A 26,063-nucleotide genomic window follows, 5' to 3' on the forward strand; every position below is an offset into this window, starting at 1 on the left:
TTCCGATTTTTATGCGTGCTATGCCGACGTGGTGGGAAGTCAACGCTTACGGCAAGGAAAACAACATACCTTCAAAATAGAACAAAACAATGCCTTGCAGCGTCACTGGCTTGGACGATTCAGACGTAGAACCCAAATCGTCACGCGTTCCTTGGATATGTTGAATAAATCTCTGGCGTTGTTTCAGCGATTTCGCGTTAATGGCAAGATCGAAGAACTTTTATCATTATTAAAGTGACACTCTCGATCTGAAAAAAACTTGCCAAAATAGTCTGTTAATGTTTTGTTAATTCAAGTATTCGTCAACAGAGTGTCTGTTGTCTAAGAATTAACATAAAAGTCTCTTCCCAGTTTTCGCTTAGTGACCCTAACCAGCCTCAAACTTTTCTCCCGCATTCCTCCTGATTCGTTGCCGAAAAAGGCACTGTTCCGGTCTTCTGTTTTTATTCCCTTGTCTGTTATCCTTCCCCCGAAGTTTCAATATAAAGAAAAGCTCTTCTATGCTCTCTTTCCGTGGCATAGAGTTTCCCTTCATGCCATGCCCTAACATCTCCCCTGCTTCACTGCTTCTCCACAAAGACAAAAAAACACCGGCAAAGCCGATAGTTTCCTTATGGTCTGTAAGACTTTCTTGCTAACCTCGTCCTAAAAGGCACATATACTTTTAAGCTCACATAGTTTGCACGGTATTTATCATCTGATCCTTTTTCTCATAGCATATTGATCTGCGATACTTCATCGCAAAAACAATGTGATACTTACAGTTTTATTTCGTATGCGACAGCTTCTTCGTATTCACTATGCTGACCTCATGTTGATCTTTTCAATTTATATTTTATGCCCCCAGTCTTCAGTCCGGATACCGCCCTACCCTGCCCTGAAAGGTTGGTATCAAAAGGCAACATTTTGGGAGAGGATGCCCGCAAAACGTATGTGCAAAGCACGGAGGGCTTTGTTTACTTGTTTAGTTTGCTTCTGATTTCTTAGCAAATCAAAAGGAATTTTATGACATACAGATAACGTTTTTGGGGTCAGACAGCCAGGCCTGGGGCTTTTAACAAAAACGAGGGAGAAGCCGCGGCAGTGACCCCTCCCTCCTCTTTTTATGCGACGTCCAGACAAGGACGCTCTGCATCGGCTTTTACTTTTTCGCGTTCAGAACCATTTCCTTGAAGTCGGTGAAGAAGGTGCGGCTGTCGGTGGGGCCGGCCGCTGCTTCGGGATGGTGCTGCACGGTCATGATAGGCTTCGTGGGGTGGCGGAAGCCCTCGAGAGTCTGGTCGTTTAGATTGACGTAGACCTTTTCCACACCTTCGGGCGGCAGGACGCAGAAGCCGTGGTTCTGGGAAGAGATCTCGATGCGGCCGGTGAGCAGGTTCTTGACCGGATGGTTGACGCCGTGATGCCCGAATTTCAGCTTTGTGGTGGTTCCGCCAAGGGCATGCCCCAGGAGCTGATGGCCAAGGCAGATGGCCCCTATGGGGAAGCGATCGGCGAGTTTGGCGATTTCGGCGATTTCGCTCTTGAGCGTTGCGGGGTCGCCGGGACCGTTGGACAGGAACACACCATCGGGCGCGATGGCGCAGATCTGCTCGAAGGTAAAACTCGGGGGAACCACCAGAAGTTCCATGTCCTGGGCCGCGAGCAGACGGAGAATATTCCACTTGATGCCGAAATCGTAGACCGCGATGCGCAGTTTCTTGCCCTCAGGCCAGGCGTAGGTGCCGTCTGCGGCGAGCACTGCGGGCACGGGACGATTGCTGGATTCGTCCCAGCGATAGGGTCTGGCTGGGGCCACCCGGTAGACCAGGTTCTGGCCTTCCATTGTAGGCAATGCTCTGGCTTTGGCGGCAAGTGTTTCGGGATCGAGGACGGACGTGGAAATACAGCCGCGCATGGCTCCGTTCTTGCGCAGATGCAGGGTCAGTGCGCGGGTATCAAGCCCTTCCACGCCAGGCACACCGTGACGCATGAGGAAATCGGGCAAAGATTCCACGGAGCGCCAGTTGGAAGGCTCCTTGCAGCACTCTTTGACAAGCAGCGCCGACATATGGATCTTTGAAGACTCCATGTCCTCGGAGTTAATGCCGTAGTTGCCGATGAGCGGATAGGTCAGGCAGACCATCTGTCCCGCGTAGGAAGGATCGGTGAGCAATTCCTGATAGCCGGCCATGGCGGTATTGAAGATGACTTCTCCGCCCGTCAGCTCGATGGGACCGGTGAAGGATTCCCCCTCCAGGGTGAATCCGTCTTCAAGAGCGAGCAGTGCTTTCATGCGCGTTCTCCTTTGAGCGAACCCGCGTAGTAATCCTGAAGGCATTCCACACGCAGCGCCTCATTCTGCTGATGCTGGATGGCGCGGGCGATGGCCCGTGCGCCGGAAAGCGTCGTCGTGAACGGAACGCCGTATTGCAGCGTGGTCTGCCGGATGGCGCGGGAATCATGGGCGGTGCGTTTGCCGGAAGCGGTGTTGATGACCAGAGCGACCTGACCGTTCTTGATCATGTCCTCAATGTTGGGACGGCCTTCGTAGCGCTTGAGCACGGGTTGAACCTTGAGTCCGTGTTCTTCAAGGAGCCGTGCTGTGCCGTGCGTGGCCAGAAGTTCAAAACCGATGTCGGCAAAGGACTTGGCGATGGGGACGATGAAGTTCTTGTCGCGGTCGTTCACAGAGATGAACACCTTGCCGCTGTTGGGCAGGCTCTGGCCGGAACCGAGCTGACTCTTGAGGAAGGCCTCGTCGAAGGTGCGGGCCACGCCCATGACCTCACCGGTAGAACGCATTTCAGGGCCGAGCAAAATGTCCACGCCGGGGAAACGCTTGAAGGGAAACACAGATTCCTTGACGCAGATATAACCGGTCTTGCGCATTGACCAGGGGTCAAGCTCCTTCAGCGTCTTGCCCAGCATGATCTGCGTGGCCAGACGGGGCAGGGGCACACCCGTAGCCTTGGAGACGAAGGGAGCGGTGCGCGAGGCACGGGGATTTACTTCCAGAATGAAAATTTCCCCATCCTTGACGGCGAACTGGATGTTCATGAGTCCGACAACGTGCAGTTCCCTGGCCAGCGCTATGGTCTGACGGCGGATCTCCTCAATGATGGCTTCCGGCAGGGAATAGGGTGGCAGGGAACAGGCGGAGTCGCCGGAATGGATACCAGCAGCCTCGATATGCTCCATGATTCCGGCTACATACACGTCTGTCCCGTCGGCCAGGGCGTCCACGTCCATTTCAATGGCGTTTTCCAGGAACTGGTCGATGAGGATGGGGTGTTCCGGAGTCTCGGTGCCCACAATCTCGCGGAAGTAATCGTTGAGGTCTTCGGGTTCGTAGCAAACCATCATGGCACGGCCGCCAAGGACGTAGCTGGGGCGCACGATGATGGGGTAGCCGATGCGGGAAGCCGCTTCCTTGGCGCCGTCGAGGGAAGTGCAGGTCCCGTTCTGAGGCTGGCGCAGGTGCAGCTTCTGGAGCAGAGCCTGGAAGCGCTCACGGTCTTCGGCGCGGTCAATGGCGTCGGGACTGGTGCCGAGAATGGGCACGCCCGCGCGCTGCAGAGGCACGGCCAGATTCAGCGGCGTCTGCCCGCCGAACTGCACGATGACGCCGTCGGGCTGCTCGGCCTTGACGATATGCATCACGTCTTCAAAAGTGAGCGGTTCGAAGTACAGGCGATCGGAAGTGTCGTAGTCCGTGGACACGGTTTCGGGGTTGGAATTGACCATGATGGCCTGCACTCCGGCATCGCGCAGGGCGAAGGAGGCGTGACAGCAGCAGTAGTCAAACTCTATGCCCTGCCCGATGCGGTTGGGACCGCCGCCGAGGATGATGACCTTCTTGCGGTCGTGAACGGTGAGTTCGCGGCCCGTTTCGTAGGTGGAGTAGAAATACGGGGTGTAGGCTTCGAACTCCGCGGCGCAGGTATCCACGAGGTAATAGACCGGTTCGGTCCCCGTGGCCTTGCGCAGGGCGGCCACATCGCTTTCCGGGCGCTTCCACATTTCAGCAAGCTGGCGGTCGGAGAAGCCGAATTCCTTGGCACGGCGCAGCAGACGCACCATTTCGGGATTGTCCGGCGTCATGGAATTGCCGAGGGCGAAGTCGCGGAGGTCGCCTTCCATCTTCACGATATCGCGGATCTGGCGCAGGAACCAGAGGTCGATGGCGGTGACGGCGTGGATGTCCTCCGGCGTCATTCCGGCGAGCAGGGCATGGCGTACGGCAAAGATGCGCCTGGAATTCGGCGTGCGCAGCTTGGCCATGATGTCGTCCCTGGAAGGCAGAGGATCACGGAAATGACTGCCCAGGCCGGGTGCGCCGGTCTCCAGGGAGCGCAGACCCTTCTGAAGCGCTTCCTTGAAGGTGCGCCCTATGGCCATGGTCTCGCCCACGCTCTTCATGGAGGTAGTGAGTTCGTCCTTGGCTCCGGGGAACTTTTCGAAGGTAAAACGGGGAATCTTGACCACGCAGTAGTCGATGGCCGGCTCGAAACTGGCCATGGTCTCACGGGTGATGTCGTTGGGAATTTCGTCCAGCGTGTAGCCGATGGCCAGCTTTGCCGCAATCTTGGCGATGGGGAAGCCCGTGGCCTTGGAAGCCAGAGCCGAGGAGCGGGATACGCGGGGATTCATCTCGATGACCACCAGCTCGCCGTTCGCCGGATTGAGTCCGAACTGTACGTTGGAGCCGCCGGTCTCCACGCCGATCTCGCGCATGATGGCGATGGAGGCGTCGCGTATCTTCTGATATTCAACGTCGGTGAGCGTCTGCACGGGAGCCACGGTAATGGAGTCGCCGGTGTGTACGCCCATGGGGTCGAAGTTTTCGATGGAGCACACGATGACGCAGTTGTCCTTGCGGTCGCGCATGACTTCCATCTCGATTTCCTTCCAGCCAATGACGGACTGCTCGATGAGCACTTCACTGGTGATGGAGGCATCGAGACCGCCCGCAGCGATTTTTTCAAGGTCTTCCTGATTGTAGGCCACGCCGCCGCCGCTTCCGCCCAGTGTAAAGGCCGGACGGATGATCAGCGGAAAAGGCATCTCTGCGGCGATGCGGCGTACATCGTCCATGCTACGGGCGATTTCGCTGCGCGGGACCTTGATGCCGATATTTTCCATGGCGGCGCGGAACAGCTCACGGCTCTCAGCCTTTTCAATGACCGTCGCATTGGCGCCGATAAGCTCCGTGCCGCATTCCTTCAACACGCCCATTTTTTCGAGGGCGAGGGCTGTGTTCAGACCTGTTTGCCCGCCCAGGGTGGGCAGTATGGCGTCCGGGCGCTCCCTGCGCACGATGGCGGCCACGGTCTCCGGTTCGATAGGCTCGATGTACGTCCTGTCGGCGAGGCCGGGGTCGGTCATGATGGTGGCCGGGTTGGAATTGACAAGTATGACTTCGTACCCTTCTTCCTTCAGGGCCTTGACAGCCTGGGTACCGGAATAGTCGAACTCACAGGCCTGCCCGATGACGATCGGGCCGGAACCTATGACCATGATGCGTTTAATATCTGTACGCTTAGGCATATTCCGCTCCTGAATGTTTAAACTTGTATATTTTTGCATAAAGCCCGGCAATAATCAAGTCTCGTGCCCGCCCGCGAACGAAAGGGGACGGCGGGGAAAACGGCTTTGTGGCGGGGTTGCCGCGCCGCTTCAGAGTCTTCATGCTTTTTTAAAGTGAGTCCGCCGGAAAAACGCGAAAAAATGAGAGAAAAAACTTGACGAGCGGGAAAAAGATTTATAGAAACGACTTCACCAAACAATAAAGGCGCGTAGCTCAGGTGGCAGAGCACTTCCTTGACACGGAAGGGGTCAGCAGTTCAAGTCTGCTCGTGCCTACCAGGAAAGCAGCTCAGGCAAGGGAGGCAGCGCCTCCCTTTCTTTTTACGTTGACTTTTGGGAGAACTCGTCATGCAGATATTAATAGAAGGAAAGCTGGTTGAGGCTGCTTCCGGCGCCACCTGCGCCGAAGTGCTGAAGCAGGCGCTCTCCGGCAAGCGCTTCAAGGCAGCCCTTGCCTGCCGCGTGGAAACCGCGGACGGCGAAATCCTGCTCGACCTGACCGCGCCCCTGCCCGATGGCGCTGTGAAGGCCGCTCCCGTGAGCGCAGAAGAACCCGATGGTCTCCAGATCCTTCGACATTCCACATCACACATCATGGCCGCGGCCGTACAGAAGCTCTTTCCCGGCGTGAAGGTAACCATCGGCCCTTCCATCGAAAACGGCTTCTATTACGATTTCGATACTCCCAAGCCCTTCTCACACGAGGATCTGGAGACTATTGAAAAGGAAATGCGCACCCTTGCCTCCGCGGCTCTCCCCTTCGAACGCTCCCTGATGAGCCGCGCCGATGCTGTGGCGCTCTTCAAAGACAAGGGTGAGCCGTACAAGGTGGAAATCATAGAGGGCATAGATGCCGAAACCGTGTCTCTGTACCGCTGCGGCGATTTTCTGGATCTTTGCCGCGGACCGCACGTCCCGAACACGGGCTGCGTCAAGGCCTTCAAGCTCCTCTCCGTGGCCGGGGCCTACTGGCGCGGCGACGAAAAGAACCCCATGCTCTCGCGCATTTACGGCACAGCCTTTGCCGATGAGAAGGCTCTGAAAGAATACCTTGCCGCCATCGAAGAAGCCAAGCGCCGTGATCATCGGCGTCTCGGCAAGGAACTGGGACTTTTCTCCTTCCACGAAGACGTGGCCCCCGGCATGTCCTTCTGGCTGCCCAAGGGAATGCTGCTGCGTACCATTCTGGAAGATTTTCTGGTGCGCGAGCATCTGAAACGCGGCTACGACCTCGTGCGCGGGCCGCAGATCCTTCGCCGTGAACTCTGGGAACGCTCCGGGCACTACGACCACTACCGTGAAAACATGTACTTCACGGAAATCGAAGGCGATGTTCACGGCGTAAAGCCCATGAACTGCGTGGGCCATATGCTGATGTATGGCGAAACACTGCACAGCTACCGCGATCTGCCCGTACGGCTGTTCGAGCTTGGCGTGGTACACCGTCACGAGAAGTCCGGCACTCTGCACGGTCTTTTGCGCGTCCGCCAGTTCACCCAGGACGACGCCCACATCATCTGCGCTACGGAACAGCTTGAAGACGAAATCATCAATGTCATGCACCTCTCCGCTGACCTGATGGATCTCTTCGGCTTCAAGTACCGCATCTTCATCTCCACTCGTCCCGAAGACAGCATCGGCTCGGACGAAGCCTGGGAACTGGCCACGAATGCGCTCATCAAGGCCGTGGAGAAGGAAGGCAAGGAATATCAGATTAATGAAGGCGACGGGGCGTTCTACGGACCCAAGATCGACATCAAGGTGACCGATGCCATCGGCCGCGAATGGCAGCTTTCCACCATTCAGGTGGACTTCACCCTGCCCGAACGCTTCGATCTGGTGTACGTCGGACAGGATGGGGAGCGACACCGTCCGGTTATGGTGCATCGCGCCATTCTCGGTTCACTGGAACGCTTCATCGGCGTACTGACGGAACACTACGCTGGAGCCTTCCCCACATGGCTCGCTCCTGTGCAGGCCCGCATCGTCAATGTGACCGATGCGCAGATGGACTATGTCAAGGAAATGAAGGGTCGCCTTGCCGCGGCCGGTATCCGTGTGGAGACCGACCTGCGCAACGAAAAGCTGGGCTTCAAAATCCGCGAAGCTCAGATGGCCAGGCTGCCTTACGTTCTGGTCGTAGGAGACAAGGAAGTGGCCGATGGCGGATTCAGCGTTCGCCTGCGCTCCGGGGAGAACATCGGCTTCCGTTCCACGGACGACGTGATCGCCATGATCAGAGCGGACAGTGAGGAACCGTTCAAACGTGGAGGTATGAGCTATAGCTTCGCCTAACATGAGACCTCGCCGCGACGTGCCGCAGGACGGTGTGCGCCGCAACGAGCAGATTCGGGCCCGCGAAGTGCGGGTCATCGGTGCAGAAGGAGAACAAATCGGCATCCTTCCCTGTTCTGACGCCATCGCCCTTGCCCATGAGCAGGGTTATGACCTGGTGGAAGTTGCGGCCAACGCCGATCCGCCGGTCTGCCGCATCATGGACTTCGGCAAGTTCAGGTACGAACAGCAGCAGAAGAAGAAGGAAGCCAAGAAAAATCAGTCCGTAGTCCAGATCAAGGAAATCAAGGTTCGTCCCAAGACTGACGACCACGACTACGAGACCAAGGTACGCCACATCCGGCGCTTCCTTGCCGACGGCGACCGCTGCAAGGTGACGGTGTTCTTCCGGGGCCGCGAGATCGTCCACAAGGATCGTGGCGAATCCATCCTGACGAAGATCATCGCGGACACCGCCGACGTGGGCAAGGTCGAACAGGCTCCAAGCGCCGAAGGCCGCACGCTTCAAATGCTGCTTATCCCCCTGCCCAAAAAGTAGGCGGCGAGCGTCGGACGGTTCAGAAAGCCTCCGCCTCCGCAAAGAGGCGGCATGGTTTTTTGTTAAGGATTTTTCGCAGGTACGGGCGTCCGCCGGGTTCTGTTCTATCATTAAGGAGAAGACTGTGCGGATTTTCCGTAAGGTTGCCGCATATTCCGCAGTTTTTTTGCTTGCGGATTATGCGGATATGACCTAATGTCGATTCTTTCCATGCGTACATCGAGCATCCAGATGCCGGAAAGCTCGTATTTCAAGGAGTTGGTTATGCCCAAGATCAAGACCAGCCGTTCCGCCGCCAAGCGGTTCAGCACCACCGGCAGCGGCAAGTTCCGCCGCCGTCGTCAGAACCTGCGCCACATCCTGACCAAGAAGGATGCCAAGCGCCGTGCCCGTCTGGGCAAGGGTGCCCTTGTCGACAGTGCGAATCTGAAGTCCGTCAAGCGCCTCATGCCCTACGCGTAACCCTCGCCGGTTCGCGTCTTTCGTCGAATTTCGCCGCATTTGCGGCACAACTCCCGCTGGCCTGATCTCCGCCTCGCGGGACTGAAAATGGAGGATCATCCATGCGTGTGAAGAGAGGTCTTGCTGCCCATCGCCGCCACAAGAAATATATGAATATGGCCAAGGGCTTTCGCGGTGGCCGCAGCCGTCTGTACCGCATCGCCCGTGAAGCCGTTGAACGTTCTCTGAATTACGCCTTTGAAGGCCGCAAGCTCCGCAAGCGCGCTTTCCGCCGCCTGTGGATACAGCGCATTAACGCCGGCGCCCGGATCAACGGTCTGTCTTATTCCCGCCTTGTCAACGGACTGAAGCTGGCCGGAGTGGAAATCAACCGTAAGATGCTCGCTGACCTCGCCGTACGCGAAAAGGCCGACTTCGCCGCCATCGTCGAACTGGCCAAGTCCAAGCTGGCATAGTTTCGGGGCGCGTCCCTCCGCTCTCGGAGGGCGGTCTTTCCGCCCGCAGCCGTTTTCGGTATGCCGGCAGGAATAAACGATTCCGGGGAGTCTCCCCAGGGTGCCGGGCTTTCCCCCGGCACCCTTTTTCATTTTCAGACACAGGCGTAATTGTCGCCTGCACAAGGGTCTGCCATGGATCTCCTTGAACAATTGAACGGTCTGGCCGCCAAACTCGAGGTTCGGCTAAGCCAGGCCGCCACGGAAGCGGAGCTTGAGTCCGCCCGCGTAGATTTTCTGGGGCGCAAGGGACGTCTGGCCGAACTCATGTCCCATCTGCGCGAACTTTCCCCCGAAGAACGCCCTGCCTTCGGGCAGACCGCCAACGCCGTAAAACAGAAGCTCACGGCAATGCTTGATGCCCGCCGCGCCGAGCAGGAACAGGCGGCAGAGTCCGCATTCCTGGCCTCCTTCGACCCCACCGTTCCCGGCCGCACGCTCTGGAACGGCTCGCTGCATCCCATCACTCTGGCGATGGAAGAAGTCTGTTCCGTGTTTCGGAGCATGGGCTACGAGATCGCCGGAGGCCCTGAAGTCGAGACGGACTTCAACTGCTTTGAAGCGCTGAACATGCCCCCCGAACATCCTGCGCGGGATATGCAGGACACGCTCTACATCAGCGACAAGGTGCTTCTGCGCACGCACACTTCCTGCGTCCAGGTGCGCACCATGATGAGCCGCAAACCGCCGCTGGCCGTGATCGGCCCTGGCAAGGTCTACCGCCGTGACTCCGATGTGACCCATACGCCCATGTTCCACCAGATCGAAGGTCTGCTCGTGGATCGGCGCGTCACCATGGCCGACCTGCGCGGTACGCTCACCGCCTTCGTGCGTGCGGTGTTCGGCTCCGGCACCCGCGTGCGCTTCCGCCCCAGCTTTTTCCCCTTCACAGAACCCAGCGTGGAAGTAGATATGTCCTGCACCCGCTGCGGCGGTCACGGCCATGTGGACGGTCAACCCTGCCGCATCTGCAAGGGCTCCGGATGGCTGGAGATTCTGGGCAGCGGCATGGTCGATCCGGCGGTGTTCAGCGCCGTAGGCTACGACCCCGAAGAAGTTTCCGGTTTTGCTTTCGGCTTGGGCGTTGAACGTATCGCCATGCTCAAGTACGGACTCACTGACCTGCGCATGAATTTTGAAAACGACGTGCGCTTCCTTCATCAGTTTCCTGTGTAGAGGAAAACGGCGGCCGCCGGGCCGGACGCCCCTTTTCCCGTGCTGCGCCTCACGCAGCCGCATGGCGTCAAGGCGTTCGATAAAAATCCGACCGGAAAACGGCCTTGTTCCGGAAGGCGCGCTTCAGCGGGGCCGCCCATCCTCTGAGGAGAAGATATATGCTGCTGAGTTTCAATTGGCTGAAGGAATTCGTTCCCTACACAGGGACGGCTGAAGAACTGGGAAACATGCTTACCATGCTCGGCCTTGAGCTGGAAGAGGTGCTGCATCCCTACGCGGAGATCGGCGGTGTTGTGATCGGCCGCGTGCTGACCTGCGAAGCCCACCCCGATTCCGACCACCTGCATGTGTGTACGGTGGATGTAGGGGCTGCCGACCCTCTGAACATTGTCTGCGGTGCTCCCAACGTGGCCGCCGGCCAGCTTGTGCCCGTGGCTCCTGTCGGCTCTACACTGCCTGGCGGTCTGGTCATGAAGAAGGCCAAACTGCGCGGTGTGCCCTCCTTCGGCATGATCTGTTCCGAGCGTGAACTGGGCCTGACGGACGACCATTCCGGCATCCTCGTTCTGCCCGAAACCAGCCGCTCCGGGCACAGGCTCATGCCTGGCGAACGCTTTGTGGAAGCCTGTGAACTGGATCAGGAAGTGCTGGACATCAGCATCACTCCCAACCGTGCGGACTGCCTGTCCGTATACGGCTTTGCCCGCATTGTGGGCGCGTATCTGGGGCTGCCCGTGACCCGCCCTGCCGTCCATCTTCAGGAGACGGGTGACGACATGAGCCACGCCGTCCCCGTGGACGTGCAGGATGGCGGGTTCTGTCCTTCCTACACCGGGCGTATCATTAAGGGCGCAAAGGTAGCCCCATCGCCCGCCTGGATGCGCTACCGTCTGCACGGTGTGGGTATACGCCCCATCTCAAACCTTGTGGACGTGACCAACTACATTCTCATGGAGCTGGGCCAGCCTCTGCACGCATTCGACCACAACAAACTGGCCGGGGGCCGCATCATCGTGCGCACGGCACGGGAAGGCGAGGAACTCACCACGCTGGACGGTCAGAAACGTGTGCTGCGGGAAGGCGACGGTCTTATCTGCGATGCGGAAAAGCCCGTGGCTCTCGCCGGAGTCATGGGCGGACTGGAGACCGAAATCACCGATGAAAGCGAAAGCGTCTTTCTAGAATGCGCCGTGTTCCGCCCCCGCTCCATCCGCGTAACAGCCCGGCGTCTGGGCCTGACCAGCGAAGCCTCCTACCGCTACGAGCGCGGCGTGGATCCCACGGGCATGGCGTTTGCTCTGGATCGCGCGGCCACGCTCATGGCCGAGCTTTCCGGCGCCACCGTGTGCCGCGGCGTCTGCGCCTGCACCCCGCAGCCCTGGAAGGCCCCGGAAGTACGTTTTCGCCGCAGCCGTGCAGAAGCGCTGCTGGGCGTGGCACTGACCGACGAATTCTGCGCCTCGACGCTGGAATGCCTGGGCTGCACCGTCGACCGTAGTGCTAAAGACGAGTGGAAGGTCAGGACTCCCGGCTGGCGCTACGATCTGACCCGTGAGGCCGACCTCATTGAGGAAGTGGCCATTTTCAAGGGAGTGGATAACCTGGGTGAGACCCTGCCCTCCATCCCGCAGAATCTGGCCGCCTTTGGCGCACCGGAGGGCCGTCACGCCTTCATGATGCGCATCAAGCACTGGGCGGCCGGTCTGGGCCTGAACGAGGCCGTGAACTACAGCTTCGTTGGCAATAAGGATCTTGATTTTCTTGGTCTGCCCCCGGAAGGCCGCGTGAACATCATGAACCCGCTCACCGCAGAACAGGACGTACTGCGCACCGAGCTGGCCCCCGGCCTGTTCCAGAATGTGCGCCAGAACATCGCCCAGGGCGCAAATGGCGTTCGCCTTTTTGAGGTGGCCGAAGCCTTCCGGCTGGACGCCTCCAGCGAGACCACGGTGAAGGAAGTACGCCATCTGGCCATGGTGCTCTATGGGGCGCGCCACGATGATGTGTGGGCACATGAAGACGCCGACATGGACTATGTGGATCTCAAGGGCCTTGTGGAAAAGCTCTTCGCCTACCTGCGTCTGCCGCTGCCCTCGTTCTCCGTGGAGGAACATTCCTACCTTGCTCCTGCCGTACGCATGACCATGCCCGATGGTACGATCGTGGGGGTAATAGGACGCCTGAAGCCTGCTCTGGCCGACGCCTATCTGGCCCGCAAGGCCGTGTGGTACGCCGATGTGGATATGGATTATCTGCACGCCGCCTCACAGAACATGCGCCCGGTCTTCCAATCTCTGCCCGTGTTTCCGGCCGTGCGCCGTGACATTACCTTTATCGCTCCGCGCACCCTGCATGTGGAGACACTGCTCGAATCCGTCCGCGGGGTAAAGACCTCGCTTCTGGAAAGCGTGGAACTGCTCTACATCTACGAACCAGAAGGCAGCGCGGACAGGAACGTCACCTGCCGCCTCACCTTCCGCAGGGCCGACCGTACTCTCCAGGACGGCGAAGTGGACAAGGAACGCGAGAAGATCGCCTCAGCCTTGGTCAAGAACCTTGGCGTGAAGATCTGACCCACGAGGGAGAATATCGCAATGCCAAAAGGCCGTTCCCTCACTTGGGGGGAGCGGCCTTTTTCGTGTCTGCATTCCCGCTGCATGGCGCAGGGAGATACGGAACGGCGGGAACGTTCAACGGCCGATCTTGCGGCGCATTTCTTCCACGGACAAGGACTCAAGATGCCGCACCCGCAGGAGATAGAGCACGGCGGCGGCGGACAATGCCGCGATGAGGGCGAGCCAGAAACCCAGCACTCCCAGCGGGGCGGGAGTGAGCCAGTCGGTCATGCACAGTACCCAGCCCAAGGGCAGGCTGACGCACCAATACGCCAGAAAGGTAATGCAAAAGATAGCCCGCGTGTCGTTCCACCCGCGCAGAGCGCAAAGTGTGTTGGTCTGGATACCGTCCGGAAACTGGTAAACGACATCACAGATAAGCAGCAGTCCCGCCAGTTCGAGAACTTCTTCTGCATCGTTATACACGGCGGCTATGGAATAGCGAAAGATATACAGAAATACGGCCAGTACGCAGGCGAGCATCAGGGTCAGGCACAGGGACGTCACCCGCGCACGCTTGGCCCCATCCACGCTACCCGCGCCAAGCATGGTACTCACACGGATGGTTCCGGCCGAACCGATGGCCAGCGGGCAGACCCAAATAAGCGCGCTGATGTTGAGCGCAATTTGATGGCTGGCCACGGCGGTGACGCCCAGCGGTGCAACGATGATGGCAATAAGGGAAAAGGCCGCAGTCTCGTTGAGCATGGCGAAGGCTCCGGGCAAGCCAATGCGAACAAGGCGCTTCAGCCTGAACCTGTCGGGGAGGGCCAGCCCTGGAGCTTCGGAATTGGTGCGTACCACGAAAAAAAACAAAGATGCAGCTTGAAACCAGAACAGTATGGCCGTGGCCACGCCGCAGCCTGCACCGCCCAGTTCCGGAAATCCGCAATACCCGAACACGAAGACGATGTTCAAGGGGATATTGAGTGCCAGACCAATGAAACCTGCAATCATGCCCGGCCGCGTCTGTCCATGACCTTCGAGAAAGCAACGTTCCACCTGAAAGAGCGTGAGCGCGGGAATGCCCCACAGCACGGCGAACAGGTATTCCGAGGCCTTTCCGGAAAGCTGAGGATCGGTGTGTTCCCAATGAGGCAGAAGGAAGCTGATGCTCAGGAAGAGAAGCATGAGCAGCGCGGCTATGGCCAGCGCCATCCAGACTCCCTGCCGGAAGAGACGTACACTTTCCCGCCGGTCTCCTGCGCCCTCTGCCTGTGCCACAAGTGGGGTGAGGGCCATGATCAGCCCCTGCCCGAACATGCTGCCGGGAATCCAGAAGGATGTAGCCACGGCCACGGCAGCCATATCCACGGCCGCGTAACGCCCGGCCGCCACGGTGTCAACAAAGGACATGCCGAGCTGTGCCATCTGGCCTAAAAAGACGGGAACACCCAGCAGCAGGAGCGTTTTTGCCTCGTCCCTGCTGAAATGTCTGAACATGCTCTGCTCCTCTGTCCGGCGTCAGAAAAAAGACTTCGCTCCACGGAAGGAAGCAACTCCTTTTTCCTCTGCCACGGAAGAGCAGAAAAAAAGGGCTGCCCGCGGCGGCAGACCGCGACAGAGCCGAAACGCCGGAGCATAGCCGAACGGGAGTCTTGCGCGGCATTAAACCGAAAAGACCCATCCACCATATGCGGAAGATGGGGAAACCTTCGGCGGGCAAACCCCGTTTTACTTGCCCAGCTTTTTGACGAGCGTACGGACGGTGTCGGACAGTTCCGCGCCCTTTTCCTGCCAGGCCTTGAGCTTTTCCGCATCAATGTTCAGGGTTCCGGGATCGGTGTTGGGATTGTAATATCCCAGAAATTCCAGCGGACGACCGTCGCGGCGGGAATCGCTGTTGATGGCCACGATGTGGTAGAACGGGCGTTTCTTGGAACCGGAACGGGTCATTCTCACTTTTACGGACATAATTCACTCCTGAAGGGATAAAGGCAGCGAAGCTACCTTTTTTTGTTTTTGCGTTTCTGTTTGTCGCGCTTTTTCTTGGTCGCGGACTTGCCGCTGCCAGGTATGCCGGGCACACCGCCGGGCATTCCCGGAAAACCGCCCATGCCGGGAAGTCCGTTCATCCCGGGCAGACCACCCATGCCCGGAAGGCCGCCCATACCGCCCAGCCGGTTCATCATACCCTGGGGAATATGGGGCGTGTGTCTGCCGGGCTGCATCATGGACTGCATCATTTTTTTCATCTGTTCGAACTGCCGGATGAGCTGATTGACATCCTGCACCTGTGTGCCGGATCCGCGGGCGATACGTGAACGACGGCTGCCGTTGAGAATATCGGGATTGAGGCGCTCCTGCTTCGTCATAGAATTGAGGATGGCTTCCGTCCGATTCAGCTCTTTTTCGTGACCGCTCATGTCGCCCAGTTTGTTCGCGAGACCACTGAGACCGGGGAGCATTTTGATCAGTGATTCCAGAGAGCCGAGTTTGCGCATACGGCGCATCTGCGTACGGAAATCTTCCAGATCGAACTTGGCCTTCTGCATTTTTTTGGCCAGGGCTGCGGCCTCTTCGGCCTTCATTTCGTCCTGCGCCTTTTCCAGAAGGGTAAGCACATCGCCCATCCCGAGGATGCGGCCCGCGATACGGTCGGGATGGAACACTTCCATTTCGGAAAGCTTTTCGCCCATACCGACAAATTTGACCGGAGCACCCGTGACCGACTTGATGGACAGGGCCGCACCGCCGCGGGCATCGCCGTCCATCTTGGTGAGGACAACGCCCGTGATGCCCAGATGTTCATTGAACGACTGTGCTACGGTAACGGCGTCCTGACCGGTCATGGCGTCCGCGACGAACAGAATCTCCTGCGGCCGCACCGCTTCCTTGATAGCCACGAGTTCCTGCATGAGCGGCTCGTCCACATGCAGACGGCCGGCCGTATCGAGGATGACCACGGTACACTGCCGGGTCCTGGCGTCTTCCACGGCGGCGCGGGCTATGTCCACGGGGGACATATCGGGCGTGGAGTCAAAGCAGGGAATGTCAAGCTGTCTGGCTAGGGTACGGAGCTGTTCGATAGCGGCGGGGCGATATACGTCAGCGGGCACAAGGTAAGGACGCATCTTCTGCTTGCGCAGGAGCAAGGCCAGCTTGCCCGAGGACGTGGTCTTGCCCGAACCCTGAAGCCCGGCCATAAGGATGACGGCAGGCTGCCGCCCCTGAAGGTCAAGCGCCGTATCCGCGCCGCCAAGGAGCTTCACGAGTTCGTCATGGACGACCTGAATGACCTGCTGAGCCGGAGTAACGCCTTTCATCACCTCGACGCCGAGCGCCGCCTCACGAACGCGATCCACAAATTCCCGGACGATCTTGAAGTTCACGTCGGCCTCAAGAAGGGCGAGACGGACTTCGCGCAGAGCGTCCTGAATATTGGACTCGGTGAGCTGGGCACGGCCGCTGAGAGTGCGGAAGACTCCGGAGAGTCTGTCTGTCAGACTTTCAAACATGACGATCCTTATTCGTGCGGTTTGGAACTACGAACTGTTACGCAACTTTCCCTTTCAAGTCAAGCAAAACCGCACCTCCTGCCGCCCCAGCTGTTTGTCCTTGCTCTGAGGCCGTGACGTGGGTATGCTCCAGTTAAGACACACTATCTTAGGAGTGCGTATGGCAGTCATCATGGGTACGGCCGGACACATCGACCACGGTAAGACCGCGCTGGTCAAGGCGCTTACAGGCATCGACTGTGATCGTCTGAGCGAAGAGAAACGCAGAGGCATCACCATCGAGCTGGGCTTCGCCTACGCCGATCTCCCAGGCGGGGAACGCATGGGAATCGTGGATATGCCCGGTCATGAGCGCTTTGTGCGCACCATGGTGGCAGGAGCTTCGGGCATCGACTTCGTGCTCCTGGTCATTGCCGCGGACGAAGGCGTCATGCCCCAGACGCGTGAACACCTCGACATCTGTACCCTGCTTGGCGTCAGGCACGGACTCGTGGCCCTGACCAAAATTGACCTCGTGGACGAAGAGATGCTCGAACTGGCACGGGAAGATGTAACCGTGTTCCTCAGAGGATCGTTTCTTGAAGACGCGCCGATCTTTCCCGTCTCGGCAGTCACGGGGGAAGGGCTGGACGCTCTGCGTGGTGCCATTGTTGAACAGTGCCGCCGCCAACCCGAACGCCGCCCAGACTTCTTCCGCCTTCCGGTGGACAGGATTTTTTCGCTCAAGGGACGAGGCACCATCGTCACCGGAACACTGGTTTCGGGTTCGGCGCGTGAAGGCGACGAGGTGGAACTTTTTCCCAGCGGGCTGCGCTCGCGCATCCGCAGTATCCAGAGCCATAACGAGGGGCAGGAGGTGGCCGAGGCCGGACACCGCATTTCTCTCAACCTTCAGGGTCTGTCCGTGGAAGACATACGCCGCGGCGATGTGGTGAGCCATATCGGTTCTCTGAAAAATGCCACCCGCTGGATTGTCGAGCTTGCCTGCCTGAAGTCGTCGCCCCGCGGCCTGCGGCATCGCGGTGAAATCCACTTCCACCACAGCGCCCGTGAACTGGCAGCTCGCCTGTATTTTTACGACCGCGACCGCCTTGAGCCCGGAGAGCGTGCCCTGGCGGAAGTCCATTTTTCCGAGCCCGTGAACGGCGTCTTCGCCGACCGCTGCATCGTACGGGCTTTCTCACCTCTGCGCACGGTGGCCGGAGGCTTCGTACTCTTTCCGCTGGATACGGCACCCCGCCGCAGCAAGCTCTCCCATAAGATGCAGGCACGGCTGCTTTCTCTGCCTCAGTCCGGAGAAGAAGAGCGTATCTCCGTACAAATGGCACTGTCGGGACGCTTCGGCGTTTCCCTGGCAGACCTCTCCCTGCTTACCAACTTCGGCCTCAAGCGTCTGGAAAAACTACTCCAGGGACTGTCCAACCAAGGACGTGTCGTGTGCTGGGACAAGGAGGATCGGCGCTGGATACGTGCGGAGGAACTGGAGGTGCTTTCCCTTGCGGCACTGACGGCGGCTGAAAACTTTCATGCCCGAAATCCGCTGGAGCGAGGCATGGCCAAGGCGGTTATCTTTGGCGGCATGGGGCAGGACGTTCCACCCAAACTGGCGCACGTTACGCTGGAACGGCTGCTGCGCTCCGGCAGACTCACGGCAGAAGGCGAACTTCTGCGCCTGCCCTCCCACGAAATCTCTCTGGCTCAGGATCAGGAGGGATTGAAACAGGCTTTGCTGGAAGCCCACCTCGCCTCGCCACTCATGCCTCCGAATCACACCGGGCTTTTCGAACGTCTCGGCATCGCTCCGCGTCAGGCGCTGCCGCTGTTCAAGCTGCTGGTCTCCGAAGGGCGGCTGGTGAAGATCACCGAAGATCTTTACTACCTTTCGGAAACGCTGGACGAAATCCGTGAAAAGGTGCGCGGCTGGTTTGCCGGGCACGGAGAGATCTCCCCGGGTGACTTCCGCGAACTGACAGGTATTTCCCGAAAAAACGGCGTGGCACTGCTTGAGCACTTCGACAAGGAACAACTCACCATGCGCGTGGGTGACAAGCGCGTCCTGCGCGGACGGGGCGCCTGATGGCTGCTGTCGTTGCTCTGGACTTCGAGACCTCAGACCCGGGCGCTGACAGCGCCTGCGCTCTGGGCATGGTGCGGATGGAAGAGGGAAGGATAGTCTCCAGCCTCTATCACCTGATCCGGCCGCCGCGCTCACGGGTATACTTCACGGAGATCCACGGACTAACCTGGAGCATGCTCCGAACGCAGCCAACGTTTGCCGAACTCTGGCCGCGCTTTTCCGCATTCTGGGACGGCGCTGACCTCTTTGTGGCGCATAACGCCAGCTTCGACCGCCGTGTGCTCTATGCTTGCTGCGCTGCCTGCAAGGTGACTGCACCCGCAGCTCCCTTTGTCTGCACAGTCAAGGGTTCACGGCTGGGGCTGAGACTGCCCCACCATCGACTCAACGATGTCTGCGACTACCTGCACATCGAACTGAACCATCACCACGCGGATTCCGATGCCAGAGCCGCCGGCCTTATCTATCTCTACCTGCGCAGTCATGGACTGTCCGACACAGACATGCTGCTTGACGCACCCTGCCGCAGAAAGTGAGCCGGCTTTTCAGATCTGGGTGACAATAGGGATGACCACGGGATCCCGGCCCAGCACGTCGCGGAAAAAGCGGCGGAGGCTGGAGCGGATGCGTTCGGAGAGACGTTCGCCGTCCGTAGGAGTCACGGATTCAAGCTGATCGAGTACCAGACATTTCGCATCTTCGAGAACATGACTGTACTGCTGTTCAAACACAAATCCGCGGGAAAGCATTTCCGGGCCATAGAGCACTTCGCCTGTCTCGGCAGCTACAGCCAGAATCACTGCCACCAGTCCTTCCCCTCCCAGCAGACGGCGCTCCTTGAGCACCATGCGGCCCACATCCCCCACGCCCTTGCCGTCCACTAGGACAAATTCCACGGACACCGGCTTTTCCAGATGTACGCCACCTTCGGTAAAGGTGATGGGCTGTCCGTCTTCAATGATATGGATATGGTTCGGATCCACGCCGCATTCTTCGGCGAGACGGCCGTGAAGAGCAAGATGCCGGTATTCACCGTGGACGGGGATGAAGTGCTCCGGGCGCAGCAGGGCGATGATGTCTTTGAGTTCTTCGCGGCAGGCATGGCCGGTGGCGTGTACCGCGCGGCGCGGATCGTGATACACGCTTGCCCCAAGGCGGTAAATCTGATTGAGCACGCGCGACACCGCGCGGGCGTTGCCGGGGATGACGCGGGAAGACATGATGACGGTGTCTCCCTGGCGCAGGGCGAGATGTTTATGTTCTCCCCTGACGATGCGTGCCAGTGCGGAGAGAGCCTCTCCCTGTGTACCCGTGGCCAGAACCACGGTGTGCTCCGGATCCAGTTCGGGAAAGCCTGCGGCTTCGCTGTACAGGTTGTCCGGCGCTTCAATCAGGCCCAGTTCCACGGCTTTTTCAATGTTGGTAGAAAGACTGCGGCCGCTCACAAAAACAGCGCGGCCGTATTTTTCCGCGAGCTGGAGCACAGTACGAATACGCCGGATATGACTGGAAAACAAAGCGATGATGATGCGGCCCTTAACCTCGGAGAAAATGGCATCGAGATCATCGCGCACCTGGCGTTCAGGCAGGGAACGGCCATCGTTCTCCACATTGGTGGAATCTGAGAGCAGGAGGCGTATGCCATGCGTACCGCCCGTCTGGGAGAACCGCAGAAAGTCGGCGCAGGGACTGCACTCTTCGCCCTGCAGCGGCGTAAAATCCAGCTTAAAGTCGCCGGTGTGGATGATTTTGCCCACGGGAGTCTCCACGCCCAAGGCACAGCTCTGGGGGATGGAGTGACATACCGGAAAGAAGTGGAACGTCAGACTGCCCAGAGTAATGCTGCTGTAGGCCTGCATGGGAACCAGCTCCACCCTGTCGCACAAGCCATGCTCTTCCATTTTATGAGCAACAAGGGCAAGGGTAAACGGCGAACCGTAGATGCGTATGCCGCGCAGACTCTTGTATTGCAGGAAGAGCCAGGGAAGCGCCCCGATGTGGTCTTCATGGCCGTGGGTAAGCACGATGCCGAGGACCTTTTCGCCTTCGGAAAACACCGAATCCAGACATGGAATGACAACATCGATGCCGAGCAGGGAGTCTTCGGGAAACATGAGTCCGCAGTCAACCAGTACGACGCCTTCCTCGGTCTGCCACTTCTGGCAGTTCATACCGATTTCGCCGTGCCCTCCCAGGGGCGTTATGGTCAGGTAAGGTTCGGGCATGGAGCGCATCCTTGTGAACTTTCGGCTGAAGATAGCCCAGGCGGGCACATAAGACAAGCGCTTGCCCGCGGACGAATGTACGGCTATCCTGCGCCTCGGGAGGCCGCAATGACCCTTGTCGAAATCTTTGCCGTTGCCGTGGCTCTTGCTATGGACGCCTTCGCCGTGTCCGTGGCGGCGGCCGTGTCTCTGCCTGCCGTCACCTGGCGGCACTGCTTCCGGCTCTCCTTCCATTTCGGCCTGTTCCAGTTCCTCATGCCCGTGATCGGATGGGGACTGGGCATGTCTGTATACGAATTTATAGAACACTGGGATCACTGGATCGCCTTCGCCATGCTCACCCTCGTGGGACTCGGTATGCTGAAGGAGGCGAGAAACGGGAGCGGGGAGGAACAACGCGAAGGAGACATCACCCGAGGCTTCCTGCTCGTCATGCTGTCCGTGGCCACAAGCATCGACGCCATGGCCGTAGGGCTTTCCCTCGCCATGATCGGCGTCTCTGTCTGGGGTCCTGCCGTTTTCATCGGCGTCGTGTGCGCAGTCCTCACATTGACGGGCATAGCACTGGGACGGCTCGTGGGCAGATCGGCCACGCTGGGAAGCAAAGCTTCGGTTCTGGGTGCGCTGGTTCTCTTCGGCATCGGACTCAAGATACTGCACGAACACGGCGTATTCTGAATTTTTACGGTCCCAGACTCTCTCGCCAGCTTGACCGCAGCGCTTTTTCAGTTAAACATGAAGCCATCTTTCGTACAGCGGAGGCTCTATGATATCTCCTGTTCGCTCAGAACTGACCGTGTCGGACAACGTTCCTTTCGGACACCCCTCGGCGGGTTCGTCCGGCGGGTATCGCTTCTATGCGCTCACCTTGGAACGGCCTGAATGGAAGGACTGGCGACCCGGGCAGTTTATCATGATGCGTCCAGCCGGCGCTGCGGACAGCCCGCAGTGGGCCCGGCCATTTTCCATCTGCCGTGTCACATCGCAGGGCCTCGTGCTGTTCTTCCGTGTGGCAGCTCCCGCCTGGGAACGATTCGCCCGGCTGAAGAGCGGCGACAAGGTTGTGGTCTGGGGACCGCTGGGCACGTCGTTTGACGTGCGGCCGGACACTCCGACGCTGCTCCTTGCGCGGGGCATAGGCATAGCTCCCTTTGCAGGCTACGCCGACAAGCATCCCGATCCGGCTTCACTGTTTCTGCTCTTCGGACACACCTATCCCAGCAGCAACTACCCTACGGATGCGATGGCTTCCCGCATGGAACTGGAAAACCTGCGCGACCACACACCGGAGGAGCTGGAGTACTTCCATACGGTAATGCGTGAAAAAATGATAACCTACAGACAGCGCGGCGGTATCTGCCTGGCCTGCGGCCCCATATCCTTCCTTTACCGCGTGTGGAAAGATGCCGTCGAGCTTGGGCTGCCCACACAGCTTTCTCTGGAACAGCGCATGGCCTGCGGTACGGGCGTATGTCTGGGCTGCGTCACGGTGACCTCACAGCACTGGGCCGACCCTGCTCACGCAGGTCTACCCGTACAGACCTGCACCAGCGGCCCGGTATTCTGGGCCTCGGATATCGACCTCGACGCCAGGATTCCAGGAGGAAAGGGATAATGGATCTGCGAGTTTCTCTTGTCAAAGGACGCCTCGAACTCAAAAATCCCGTACTCAGCGCTGCAGGAACCTTCGGCAGCGGACTGGAATATCAGGATTACGGCGATCTCTCCACCCTTGGCGGCATCATCACCAACGGCCTGACACTGGCTCCCTGTTCCGGCCTGCCCATGCCTCGTATCACGGAAGTTCCCGCTGGCGTACTCAGCGCCATAGGAACGCAGAATGACGGCGTGAAACAGTTCGTCAATGAAGTACTGCCCCGTCTGCCCTGGAACCTCGTCCCGGTCATCCCGAATCTGAACGCCTCCAACGTGGACGCTTTCAGCGAGCTTTCTGCCATCCTTGCGGAAGAGCGGGGGGTGGCAGCCATGGAAGTCAACCTCTCCTGCGGTAACGATCATCGCGGGGGCTATCCCTTCTGCCAGAATCCAGTCACGACGGCACGTGCGATCAGCGCCGTGAAGCGGGCGGCCGGAGATAAGCCGGTCATTGCCAAACTTTCCCTGCGCACCATGGACATTGCGGAAGTCGCAAAGGCCGCGGAAGCTGCCGGGGCGGACATCATCTCCTGCATTGGTATGCCGGAAGGTATGGCCGTGGATGTACGCACCCGCAGGCCGCTTCTCGGCAGTGTGGTAGGCGGCATTTCCGGACCGGCCATCAAGCCCATGGCCCTGCTTTCCGTATGGCGTGTTGCCAGCGTGGTACAAATCCCCGTCATCGGTGTAGGCGGCGTGTGCTGCGCCGAAGACGTGCTGGAATTTATCCTCGCTGGAGCACAGGCAGTGTGCGTGGGCACAGCCAGCTTCGCCGATCCCAGCGCCATCTTCCGCATCGTCCAGAATCTGCCCAAGGTCTGCGAAGAGCTGGAGATACAGGATCTCAGTGCGATACGGGGATCGCTCGAACTGGATTTTACAAGATAAAAATTCACCTGGCTAAATCCTGTTTTTTCTCCTATGCGGCTCTAAAGCTTTCTTGTCAGCCGCACCTTAACATACGCGTACGCGTTCTGCTATCTGTATGTCTGTACTTGCGATCCGTAAAAGGACTTCTCAGGTATGGGATACTGTTTTCCTAAGTTGTCCTCGTCTCAGCGCTGTATCTATTCAGCCATGTCGTTTTCTGCTTAAAGGGCTGCCTGCCGTCTCAGATACAGGAATTTCGGGCTGCGCTATCTGAAATTCAGACCTTAAAACTACTCATACGAAATTCAAAAGATTTGCAGCACTCTGGTATGTTGCTTTGCAAAAATGGTGCCGTGGTATTGGTACCTGCAAATCTACCAACAATTTTTGTGGGTGTCCACGTGGGTAGTTGGTTTTTACTGGACAAAAGAAGAAGGCCGAAACCATATTTTTCTTAGTGATTTCGGCTTTCTATGAATCATTTTGGACTGTTGGGTCAGAGGGAGAACTGGTTATAGATATAACTATTTATTTTTATTGAAATAAAAAATATTAAAATTTTTCATACCAACGTCCGTACCAACAAACCAGAATTATAATAGGGGTTCTGGTCTGAGCGCCCTTGTTCAGAGTCTTGTGCCACAGTGGGTTGCCTCTCTCTTGCCACCTCAAATTCCGCCTGCTCTGATGAGGAAGAAGTGCAAGGAGCCTTAAAAATGCCTTATGCTCCCATATCCATAAACCGTGAAGCCCTGACCATTATGGGCGTCCCCTTTCCTTCGCTGGAAGCCCGGGAGAGTGCGGCGGCCATCGGTTCGAATATGTTCGAGGGCTACGAGCCAACCAAGCGGGGAATTGAGATCATCCGCGACTATACAACCGGTAAAATCAGCTTTGATGCGTTTATCCGGGCGGCAGTGGATAAAGGCGTATGCGGAAGATCATTAAACGAAGCAGCCAGAAACAAGATTTACTACAGCATCTCCCTGCTTCGGATGAAATTGGATGAATGATCGGCTTGACGAAATGGATGTTTTTGGGTGAATTTGTGGATATGGTTACGATGGATACCTTGAACATCACCCCGGAGATGCTCCGGCTTATCCCCAAATTGACGAATTCAAGGGCGCATGGAAGGCATTGGGGCTTCTGGCCCCAGAGCGGCTTACCGCCTTGCGCCAAGTGGCAACCATTGAAAGTGTGGGTTCCTCCACGCGCATTGAGGGCAGCAAACTTTCTGACCATCGAGTGGAAAGTCTGCTGTCAACCTTTCCATCCATACCTTTACCACGCGTGACGAGCAAGAAGTGGCCGGATATGCGGAAACCATGGAACAGGTTTTTCAGGCGTGGCAACATATCACTTTGACAGAAAATCATATCCGCCAGCTTCACCGGGACTTGCTCCGCCATAGCGATAAGGACACACGCCACCGAGGCCACTATAAAAATGCTCCCAACAGTGTGGCCACTTTCGACGCTCACGGGCGACAAATAGGCATTGTCTTTGAAACAGCCTCTCCCTTTGACACGCCACGACTCATGCAGGAGCTTGTGGAGTGGACAAATGCCGCGTTTGACGTATGTATGGTCCGCGCCCCGGAGTCAAGAAGAAATCCGAAAGGTCTTATCATTTTCACGAGATTTGATTAACTTTGCGCTAAAACAGTCTCCTTCCTGGACATCTTCTTGATAGGTTCAGGCTCTGATGGCTTGCGGAGAGTGCATACATGTATCCGGCTTTCGCTTTTGCGAGCCATGATGAAATCCGCACGATGGGCTCCTATCATCGTTTCAGGGTTGTTACCTTTGCGCAACGCCGGAGTTCCCCATCGTCGGCTCTGCCGTTTGCTCATCAGTTCTGAGATTTCTTACGCGATGCTGTAATCCTGACGGTACTCCTCACTCTTAGCCAATACGTTCCACAGAATTCTTGCTGTCTTATTGGCCTGTGCAACTATCGCCACAAACTTTCCTCGGCGCATTGCCACTTCCTGCATCCATTGGGCCCTTCTATCTTCCTGCGGCTGTTTGTATTGCCAGAACAGCCAGAGAGATCGCGCCCCCTGAATGAGAAGTTTGCGGATGTACGCATTGCCTCGCTTGCTGATGCCGAGCAGTTTCTGCTTGCCCCCTGAGGAATATTCTCTTGGAGTCAGACCAAGACAGGCTGCGAATTGACGCCCGTTCTTGAAGTGGCGAGCATTACCCATGTGCGCAGTGACAGCCGTAGCCGTCAGCACACCGACACCGGGTATCCGCATCAGCCGAGTACAGTCCTCGTCTGCTTTCGCCATGCTGACAAGCTGCTTTTCCAGTTCCCCGACCCGCGTATCCAGTTCTCTCAGCTCATCCTCTCAGATCCTCATGCATTGCCGTGAAGAGTTGTTTGAAGGCTGCGGAAAGTCTCATGTCGTCTGGAGCGATCAGCAAGGGCAGTTCACGCCGCACCCAGGCTATCCCTTGAGGAATGATGATACCTGTCTCATGGAGAAGAGCCCGAATCTGCCCGAAATCTGATTGACGAGTGCGGTTCTGTTGCCGACATGACGCTCACGGACTTTATGCAAGGCCATGAGCTGTTGTTGATCAACGGTTTTGATGCTGACAAACTTCGTACTCGGTCTGCG

General features: G+C 58.0%; 20 protein-coding genes, 1 tRNA gene and 2 pseudogenes. 15 read left to right on the plus strand and 8 right to left on the minus strand.

Features of this window, described 5'->3' with window-relative positions:
• Positions 1-238, plus strand: a pseudogene (locus Q0Z94_RS06030) (hypothetical protein); the annotation flags it as partial.
• Between the two features lie 468 nt (positions 239-706).
• Here the strand turns inward: Q0Z94_RS06030 and Q0Z94_RS06035 are convergent.
• The 3 genes and pseudogenes from Q0Z94_RS06035 to carB all read right to left on the minus strand — a co-directional run.
• A pseudogene (locus tag Q0Z94_RS06035) lies at positions 707-799 on the minus strand (IS200/IS605 family transposase); the annotation flags it as partial.
• A gap of 342 nt (positions 800-1,141) precedes the next feature.
• Complete coding sequence (gene carA, locus Q0Z94_RS06040) at positions 1,142-2,275, minus strand: glutamine-hydrolyzing carbamoyl-phosphate synthase small subunit (protein WP_298068120.1); 1,134 nt, start codon at positions 2,273-2,275, stop codon at positions 1,142-1,144.
• Positions 2,272-5,529: a carbamoyl-phosphate synthase large subunit gene (gene carB / locus Q0Z94_RS06045; protein WP_298068121.1), complete on the minus strand. Its 3,258-nt coding sequence runs from the start codon at positions 5,527-5,529 to the stop codon at positions 2,272-2,274. Before carB ends, carA begins: the two co-directional genes overlap by 4 nt.
• 242 nt (positions 5,530-5,771) lie before the next feature.
• Here carB and Q0Z94_RS06050 point away from each other — a divergent pair.
• The 7 genes from Q0Z94_RS06050 to pheT all read left to right on the plus strand — a co-directional run bounded on the left by Q0Z94_RS06050 (position 5,772) and on the right by pheT (position 13,106).
• Positions 5,772-5,847, plus strand: a tRNA-Val gene (locus tag Q0Z94_RS06050).
• 69 nt (positions 5,848-5,916) lie between these two features.
• Positions 5,917-7,863, plus strand: a complete 1,947-nt coding sequence (gene thrS / locus Q0Z94_RS06055; RefSeq protein WP_298068122.1) for a threonine--tRNA ligase — start codon at positions 5,917-5,919, stop codon at positions 7,861-7,863.
• Between the two features lies 1 nt (position 7,864).
• Entirely contained in the window at positions 7,865-8,401 is a 537-nt protein-coding gene (infC, locus tag Q0Z94_RS06060) for a translation initiation factor IF-3 (protein ID WP_298068123.1), read from the plus strand.
• A 264-nt stretch (positions 8,402-8,665) separates the two neighbouring features.
• On the plus strand, positions 8,666-8,863 hold the full coding sequence (gene rpmI, locus Q0Z94_RS06065) for a 50S ribosomal protein L35 (protein WP_178579858.1): 198 nt from the start codon (positions 8,666-8,668) through the stop codon (positions 8,861-8,863).
• 101 nt (positions 8,864-8,964) lie between these two features.
• Positions 8,965-9,318: a 50S ribosomal protein L20 gene (gene rplT, locus Q0Z94_RS06070; protein WP_298068124.1), complete on the plus strand. Its 354-nt coding sequence runs from the start codon at positions 8,965-8,967 to the stop codon at positions 9,316-9,318.
• Positions 9,319-9,492: 174 nt separating this feature from the next.
• Positions 9,493-10,533, plus strand: a complete 1,041-nt coding sequence (pheS, locus tag Q0Z94_RS06075; RefSeq protein WP_298068125.1) for a phenylalanine--tRNA ligase subunit alpha — start codon at positions 9,493-9,495, stop codon at positions 10,531-10,533.
• Positions 10,534-10,691: 158 nt separating this feature from the next.
• Positions 10,692-13,106, plus strand: coding sequence for a phenylalanine--tRNA ligase subunit beta (gene pheT / locus Q0Z94_RS06080; RefSeq protein WP_298068126.1), 2,415 nt, complete (start codon positions 10,692-10,694; stop codon positions 13,104-13,106).
• Positions 13,107-13,223: 117 nt separating this feature from the next.
• Here the strand turns inward: pheT and Q0Z94_RS06085 are convergent, their stop codons facing one another.
• From Q0Z94_RS06085 to ffh, 3 genes are all read right to left on the minus strand, one after another.
• Positions 13,224-14,591 carry an MATE family efflux transporter gene (locus Q0Z94_RS06085; protein ID WP_298068127.1) on the minus strand — a complete coding sequence of 456 codons (1,368 nt, stop codon included), beginning with the start codon at positions 14,589-14,591 and terminating at the stop codon, positions 13,224-13,226.
• A 231-nt stretch (positions 14,592-14,822) separates the two neighbouring features.
• Positions 14,823-15,062, minus strand: coding sequence for a 30S ribosomal protein S16 (rpsP, locus tag Q0Z94_RS06090; RefSeq protein ID WP_298068128.1), 240 nt, complete (start codon positions 15,060-15,062; stop codon positions 14,823-14,825).
• Between the two features lie 32 nt (positions 15,063-15,094).
• Complete coding sequence (gene ffh, locus Q0Z94_RS06095) at positions 15,095-16,606, minus strand: signal recognition particle protein (protein WP_298068129.1); 1,512 nt, start codon at positions 16,604-16,606, stop codon at positions 15,095-15,097.
• A gap of 160 nt (positions 16,607-16,766) precedes the next feature.
• Here ffh and selB point away from each other — a divergent pair, with 160 nt between their 5' ends.
• Entirely contained in the window at positions 16,767-18,683 is a 1,917-nt protein-coding gene (selB, locus tag Q0Z94_RS06100) for a selenocysteine-specific translation elongation factor (protein WP_298068130.1), read from the plus strand.
• On the plus strand, positions 18,683-19,219 hold the full coding sequence (locus Q0Z94_RS06105; RefSeq protein WP_298068131.1) for a 3'-5' exonuclease: 537 nt from the start codon (positions 18,683-18,685) through the stop codon (positions 19,217-19,219). Before selB ends, Q0Z94_RS06105 begins: the two co-directional genes overlap by 1 nt.
• Positions 19,220-19,228: 9 nt before the next feature.
• On the opposite strand, the gene Q0Z94_RS06110 is transcribed toward Q0Z94_RS06105, so the two are convergent.
• On the minus strand, positions 19,229-20,908 hold the full coding sequence (locus Q0Z94_RS06110) for a ribonuclease J (protein ID WP_298068132.1): 1,680 nt from the start codon (positions 20,906-20,908) through the stop codon (positions 19,229-19,231).
• A gap of 108 nt (positions 20,909-21,016) precedes the next feature.
• Between Q0Z94_RS06110 and Q0Z94_RS06115 the strand changes: the two genes are divergently transcribed.
• The 5 genes from Q0Z94_RS06115 (at position 21,017) to Q0Z94_RS06135 (ending at position 25,086) form a co-directional block, all read left to right on the plus strand.
• On the plus strand, positions 21,017-21,586 hold the full coding sequence (locus Q0Z94_RS06115) for a manganese efflux pump MntP family protein (protein WP_298068133.1): 570 nt from the start codon (positions 21,017-21,019) through the stop codon (positions 21,584-21,586).
• Between the two features lie 88 nt (positions 21,587-21,674).
• The gene (locus Q0Z94_RS06120; protein ID WP_298068134.1) at positions 21,675-22,523 is read left to right on the plus strand and encodes a dihydroorotate dehydrogenase electron transfer subunit; all 849 of its coding nucleotides are present in this window, start codon (positions 21,675-21,677) and stop codon (positions 22,521-22,523) included.
• Positions 22,523-23,452: a dihydroorotate dehydrogenase gene (locus Q0Z94_RS06125; protein WP_298068135.1), complete on the plus strand. Its 930-nt coding sequence runs from the start codon at positions 22,523-22,525 to the stop codon at positions 23,450-23,452. The genes Q0Z94_RS06120 and Q0Z94_RS06125 overlap by 1 nt, the downstream gene beginning before the upstream one ends.
• Positions 23,453-24,150: 698 nt before the next feature.
• Positions 24,151-24,447 (plus strand): antitoxin VbhA family protein, encoded by a 297-nt coding sequence (locus Q0Z94_RS06130; RefSeq protein WP_298068136.1) that lies wholly within the window; start codon positions 24,151-24,153, stop codon positions 24,445-24,447.
• 315 nt (positions 24,448-24,762) lie between these two features.
• Positions 24,763-25,086, plus strand: coding sequence for a Fic family protein (locus Q0Z94_RS06135; protein WP_298068137.1), 324 nt, complete (start codon positions 24,763-24,765; stop codon positions 25,084-25,086).
• A 218-nt stretch (positions 25,087-25,304) separates the two neighbouring features.
• Here Q0Z94_RS06135 and Q0Z94_RS06140 read toward each other — a convergent pair whose 3' ends face one another.
• The gene (locus Q0Z94_RS06140) at positions 25,305-25,781 is read right to left on the minus strand and encodes an IS110 family transposase (protein ID WP_366517579.1); all 477 of its coding nucleotides are present in this window, start codon (positions 25,779-25,781) and stop codon (positions 25,305-25,307) included.
• Positions 25,782-26,063: the final 282 nt, after the last annotated feature.

The organism is uncultured Mailhella sp. (assembly GCF_947631555.1).
Classification (GTDB): Bacteria; Desulfobacterota; Desulfovibrionia; order Desulfovibrionales; family Desulfovibrionaceae; genus Mailhella.